The organism is Fibrivirga algicola, from assembly GCF_011742925.1.
GTDB classification, from domain to species: Bacteria; Bacteroidota; Bacteroidia; order Cytophagales; family Spirosomataceae; genus Fibrella; species Fibrella algicola.
On sequence record NZ_WAEL01000036.1, the window covers coordinates 1 to 458 of the forward strand.

A 458-nucleotide genomic window follows, 5' to 3' on the forward strand; every position below is an offset into this window, starting at 1 on the left:
ACCGATGGCGAAACGACTACTGATGCCGTTGAGCCCGTGCCAGCAGGTGACCAGTTGTACGTAAAGGTCGTGCCGCCCGTAGCCGTCGCCACAAGTGTAGCCGGCGTTTCGTTACAGATCGTCTGATCGGCCACTGTAGCCGTTACCGCTGGGTTGACCGTCACGATGGCCGAGGTCACGGCCGAACAGCCGTTGCTGTTGGTCACCGTCACGCTGTAAGTCGTTGTCGCCAAGGGAGCCACCGTTACTGAGGCCGTTGAGCCGGTACCGGCAGGTGACCAGTTGTAGGTGAAGCCCGTGCCGCCTGTAGCGTTGGCCAGCAGGGTAGCCTCCGTGCCGTAGCAGATGGTCTGGCTGGCCACTGTAGCCGTCACCGCTGGGTTGACCGTTACTGTGCCCGAAGCGATCGCTGAGCAACCGAAGGCGTTGGTCACCGTGACGCTGTAGCCTGTGGTTAC

Annotated in this window: 1 protein-coding gene; it reads right to left on the reverse strand. The window is 61.8% G+C overall.

Annotation, left to right across the window (positions count from 1 at the left end; genetic code table 11):
- The coding region (locus F7231_RS27090) for an Ig-like domain-containing protein (RefSeq protein WP_445451893.1) at positions 1-458 on the reverse strand (458 nt) is incomplete at both ends.